Source organism: Flavobacterium sp. (assembly GCF_035456085.1).
In the GTDB taxonomy this organism is placed as follows: domain Bacteria; phylum Bacteroidota; class Bacteroidia; order Flavobacteriales; family Flavobacteriaceae; genus Flavobacterium.
The window spans coordinates 1-5,080 of the sequence record NZ_DATIDY010000257.1; the positions used below are offsets into that span (position 1 = coordinate 1).

The window sequence follows — 5,080 nt, forward strand, 5'->3', positions numbered from 1 at the left end:
TCGGTTGGCGTTATTTTGGATAGTATAAGTTCTCCTTCTTTTTCTTTTTGTTGACTTTCGGATAAGTTTTTTACGTTTTTGATGTCGGGTATAATTTCCAAATCAAACTTGATATAAAAAGACAATCGCTTAGTATAATCGTCAATTAAAGTTTGTAATGATTTATTATCGGTTTTTCCGATTGCGATAAGTTTGATATTCATCTTTACTATTTTCAAATTGCGAAGTTACTAAAAGCAAATTATATTTAAATTTCTATTACTAAAACACATTTAAAATGTTCATAATGTCATTTGAAAGAATTTATTCTGAAGCTTTAATCTATTTATTAGTTTATTTGAAATTAAATTCCCTCATAAAGTAAGAAAATAGTTATTTTCTCCTTTTTAAAAACTTTATTTTAATTTTTTTTTGTTATTTTTTATTACCTACTAAGTCCATAGGGTTGTTGTTGAATTTTCAAAAATAACTGCCTAAATAAAATAATATCTATAGTTATAGTCGGATTTAAGATGATATTATCAATAGATCATAATTAAACGTAGATTTTTATGGTATTACAATAAAGCTTCAATATCGATTAATTGATGATTTTGAGAATTTGAAGACCCATAGGGAAAGATAGTGATGCTTTTTATAAAGTACTTTTCTCTATTTTTGCAAAAAAAAATACAAATCTCAATTTATGGATTTTCAAATAGGTTTAATAGTTGCAGGATTAACAGTTGGTTTTATTGTTGGTATGACAGGAGTAGGAGGAGGCTCATTAATGACTCCTATTTTATTGTGGTTTGGTATTCCACCATCTACTGCAGTTGGAACTGATTTATTATATGCTGCGATAACTAAATCTGGAGGGATTCTGGTTCATAATCGAAAGAAGAATATCAACTGGACAATAACAGGTTGGCTTTCGCTTGGAAGTGTTCCAGCAGCTTTGGTAACATTATGGGTTCTTCATGTTTTAAATGCTGATACGACAGCTTTAAATAATGTGATAAAATATAGTTTAGGTTGGGCTTTAGTTTTTACTTCAGTAGCTATTTTGTTCAAAAAGAAACTCATGGTTTTATCACAAAAACATGCTGGTGATAAATTTCACAGTGAAAGCAAAACGCAAAACTTGTTAACTGTTGCCATTGGAGTTATGTTGGGGGCTACAGTTACTCTTACTTCAATTGGAGCAGGAGCATTGGGAACTGTTACTTTATTTTTCTTGTATCCACTTTTGCCAACGCCTCGTTTGGTTGGTACTGAAATTGCTCATGCTGTACCTTTGACTCTTATTGCAGGATTGGGACATGCCTCTATGGGGAATTTGGACTTAACTATTTTGGGACAATTATTATTAGGTTCACTTCCCGGAATTTATTTGGGAAGTATGTTAAGTGGCAAACTTCCAGATTTATTACTTAGAAATGCTATTGCAATAATGCTGTTTTTTGTAGGCTTCAAATTGATCAGTTAATTTTTATATTAATTTTAAAAAGGTTATTTCAACAAGTGCTTTTTTAAACAAACACTTGTTTCTATATTCTCATATTGATCATAATTTGGAATTAATTGGTAGCCTGATTTCTGATATAGTGCGATGGCATTTGGATTGTTTTTTCCTGTTTCGAGAACACAGCTGTTATATTGATATTCATTTGCCCAAGTTTCTAATTCTTTCAAAATAGTACTGGCGATAGCTTTTCCTCTAAAATCGGGATGTACAAACATTCTCTTAATTTCGACAGTATCAGAATTAAATTCTTTAAAAGCACCGCAACCAATAGCTACTTCATTATTATAGCAAATTACGACATGATTAATATTGTCTAATTTGTCAAATTGAGCGTAAAATGCGTGATCTTCACCATCTCTTATTGCTAAATCCTGGTCTAGTAAAATAACAAGTTTTTGAAAGTCTTTATTTTGAGAAGTGGTTCTTTTTATTTGCATTATTTTTAATTCTTTTTTTGTTTCCTGTAAAGTTAATTATTTGGTTTTAGTTTTAACGTAATCCCTTTTTGATCTATTTTGATTTTTTCGGTTGTGTTGTTCATGCGCTTCGTCAATAGAATGTGATGTTTTGATGCTCTCGTCTTTTTTGGAAAGTTCATTAAGTCTATGATAATATTTTTGAACAATAATCATTTCTTCTTCAGTCATACTTTCAATATCAACCAAGCTATTACTTGCATATTCACTAGAAGCTACTAATTCATTTAATTTCAATTGAATAGCAAGTGAGTCTTTGTTTTGAGCTTTTTGAATTAAAAATACCATCAGAAAAGTTATAATTGTTGTACCTGTATTGATAACTAATTGCCAGGTTTCGGAATAATTAAAAAAAGGTCCGGAAATTGCCCAAACCACGACAAGTAAAAAAGCGCTTATGAAGGCAGGTGTACTACCTGCGGCTTTTGAAACATTTGCAGCAAATTTTTCGAAAACACTGTTTTGATTTTGTTTTTTATTTTTCATTGTGATTTAACTTTTATAGTTGATAATACTTATGAAAGTTAATTACTCACATACAATTATGCTTATACAACTTTGAGAATTGTTTATATAATTTGCATTGAAATTACAAATGAATCGAATGGTGATTTTTTGAATGTCTTAGCGGGTTTTATCAATGACTAGTTTTGAAAGTTTTATCTCGGAAGTTTTTTTATAAATAATTTGCAAATGTCTAAACTACCATAAGGATTTTTTCTCCTATTGATTTTTGAAAAGAAATTTAATGGAGAAAGGAGAAAAGTTATATGGAGCCTTTTAATTTTTAGGAGGTTCGATCATACCTTTTCCTTCTAGTAATATTCCTGTAGGTGTACCTTGCCAATGAATAAATTGCCATCTTTTGTCGCGATAAATCCATCCTGAGCTATATAAAAATTCAGCAACAAGTTGTGAATTAATAAAAACTTTACCAAAGCCTGTTCGCAAAGCAAAATTACCATAAACTCGCTGTTTTTGTTGACTAAGCTCCACTGTTGAACCTTTAAATCTTGGAATAAAAGGAATGGCTTCTTCAAGTGTCATAGCTACACCATTGGCATTAATCGTAAAGTATTCTGGCCCACATATTTTCTTGAAAGCTTCTGAATCTCCATTTGATGTAGCAGCAAACATATCTTTTTCCGTAATCTCTAGTTGATCAAGAATGGGTTTCGATAGGGATTGTGCTTTCATTTGAGTTGTTACTAAAAATAGCATTAAAATAACGGGAAGTGTAATGGTTTTCATAATTGTTTGTTTTTATATTTGTAAACAGATGATTATCAGGTAAATATAAAAAATAATTCACAAATTAGCTATAGAGTATTTTCATTAAAACAAAATCATTTTTTAGCAGTTCCAGTTATTTTACTGAAATACATATACCAATTCCATTCCCACGTTTTTCCATTGTCGTCTGAAAATGCCTGACTCCAAACAGGATTGTCCTTATCTCTGGCATCCCAACGAAAAACGACTAAAATATTTTTATTGTCAAAAAAATCTTTGGTAAAAAAGTGAGCTACATTATTTTCAAAAGATCCTACAACTGGTGGATCCAATTTTCCTTCATTGGAATCAGCCCAGTAAATGCTCCACAATTTGGTTTTTGGATTAAAAAGTCTGACGGTCATTCCTTCAAAAGGCTCGCCATCAAATGTTGCCAGAAAATTGTCAATATTTCCAATGCCATTTAGAACTATATACATTTCCTGAGTTGATTCAAATTCTGTCCATTCGTCACAATTGCTTAAACGACTTTTTAGTTTTTTATTCCGAAGTTTCCATTTGCCTTGAAAAAAATCAAAATCATGTTTGGAGGAATTTGATGATGCTGTAATTACTAATTCTCCGTTTGCGTCAAAAATTACTTTTGGAACTTCTAAGTTTTTATTCTTTATCATACTTGATTTTTTGTTCATTTGTAAAATTAGTTAAATTGTTTTTAAATGTCTTATAATTAGTTTTTTATGAAAAATATCTTTTCTTTTGAATAAAAAAAACGGCATTTAAACTGTCTTTAAATGCCGTTTTTTATTGGATATAAAAAAATTATCGAATTGCTTTTACAAAGTCTGCGATTTTAGAAGTTCCTTCTTCTGATAAATGTTTGATGAATGCGCTACCGATAATAGCGCCTTTAGCATATTTAGTGGCTTGGTTAAAAGTTTCTGCATTGTTGATTCCGAAGCCAACAATTTGTGAGTTTTTCAAGTTCATCTCTGCAATGCGTTTGAAATAATCTTCTTGAGTGCTTCCAAAACCTGATTGTGAACCTGTAACGCTCGCCGAACTTACCATATAAATAAAACCATCAGAAACGCTGTCTATAAAACGAATGCGTTCATCAGAAGTTTGCGGTGTAATAAGGAAAATGTTGATTAGTCCGTATTTATCGAATATTGCTTTATATTCATTGGCATAAACATCTACAGGAAGATCTGGAATAATTAAACCATCAATTCCAATTTCTGCACATTTTTGACAGAAAGCTTCGATTCCATACTGTAACATTGGGTTAAAATATCCCATGATCACTAGTGGAATCGTAACAGTTTTGCGAATATCTTTTAATTGATCAAATAAAATTTGAGTAGTCATTCCGTTTTGTAAAGCAGTCGTAGAACTCGCTTGAATGGTTGGCCCATCTGCTAACGGATCGCTAAAAGGCAATCCGATTTCGATCATGTCGATGCCGTTTTTCTCTAAATTCTGAATAATTTGTACAGTATCATTTAGATTTGGATAACCTGCGGAAAAGTAGATAGAAAGTATTTTTTTATCTTCTTGTAATTTCTGATTTATTCTGTTCATTTTATAATGTTTTATAGAGATTTCAAGATCTCTAATTGTATTCTATATCAATCAAAAGATGAATTTTATTGGAATTCTTTAGAGACCTAACAGGTTTTTAAAACCTGTTAGGTCTGATCTGAATAATATAATGTTTTCTAATTTAAATCGCAGCACTATACGCCCAAGCATTTTGATTGGATTGCAAATGCACCTCTACACGTTTGTAATGTAATCCTTCGTATAAATCAGTTTGGTGGAGTTCTTTCATCGTAACTTCGTACAAAGTTCCATTTATAAA

Annotated in this window: 8 protein-coding genes; 1 reads left to right on the top strand and 7 read right to left on the bottom strand. The window is 30.7% G+C overall.

Annotated elements, in window-relative coordinates; all coding sequences use genetic code 11:
* A partial coding sequence (locus VLC96_RS18515; RefSeq protein WP_325265307.1) for a 23S rRNA (pseudouridine(1915)-N(3))-methyltransferase RlmH occupies positions 1-203 on the bottom strand: 203 nt, incomplete at its 3' end.
* A 482-nt stretch (positions 204-685) separates the two neighbouring features.
* Between VLC96_RS18515 and VLC96_RS18520 the strand changes: the two genes are divergently transcribed.
* A complete protein-coding gene (locus tag VLC96_RS18520; protein WP_325265309.1) occupies positions 686-1,468 on the top strand; it encodes a sulfite exporter TauE/SafE family protein in 783 nt (260 codons plus the stop codon).
* Between the two features lie 23 nt (positions 1,469-1,491).
* On the opposite strand, the gene VLC96_RS18525 is transcribed toward VLC96_RS18520, so the two are convergent.
* The 6 genes from VLC96_RS18525 to VLC96_RS18550 all read right to left on the bottom strand — a co-directional run bounded on the left by VLC96_RS18525 (position 1,492) and on the right by VLC96_RS18550 (position 5,065).
* The gene (locus tag VLC96_RS18525) at positions 1,492-1,944 is read right to left on the bottom strand and encodes a GNAT family N-acetyltransferase (protein ID WP_325265310.1); all 453 of its coding nucleotides are present in this window, start codon (positions 1,942-1,944) and stop codon (positions 1,492-1,494) included.
* 36 nt (positions 1,945-1,980) lie between these two features.
* Entirely contained in the window at positions 1,981-2,469 is a 489-nt protein-coding gene (locus VLC96_RS18530) for a low affinity iron permease family protein (protein ID WP_325265312.1), read from the bottom strand.
* Positions 2,470-2,763: 294 nt separating this feature from the next.
* The gene (locus VLC96_RS18535; RefSeq protein ID WP_325265314.1) at positions 2,764-3,234 is read right to left on the bottom strand and encodes a nuclear transport factor 2 family protein; all 471 of its coding nucleotides are present in this window, start codon (positions 3,232-3,234) and stop codon (positions 2,764-2,766) included.
* A gap of 95 nt (positions 3,235-3,329) precedes the next feature.
* Positions 3,330-3,890, bottom strand: coding sequence for a hypothetical protein (locus VLC96_RS18540; protein ID WP_325265316.1), 561 nt, complete (start codon positions 3,888-3,890; stop codon positions 3,330-3,332).
* Positions 3,891-4,038: 148 nt separating this feature from the next.
* The gene (gene trpA / locus VLC96_RS18545; RefSeq protein WP_325265317.1) at positions 4,039-4,800 is read right to left on the bottom strand and encodes a tryptophan synthase subunit alpha; all 762 of its coding nucleotides are present in this window, start codon (positions 4,798-4,800) and stop codon (positions 4,039-4,041) included.
* A gap of 142 nt (positions 4,801-4,942) precedes the next feature.
* The gene (locus VLC96_RS18550) at positions 4,943-5,065 is read right to left on the bottom strand and encodes a hypothetical protein (RefSeq protein ID WP_325265318.1); all 123 of its coding nucleotides are present in this window, start codon (positions 5,063-5,065) and stop codon (positions 4,943-4,945) included.
* Positions 5,066-5,080 lie beyond the last annotated feature (15 nt).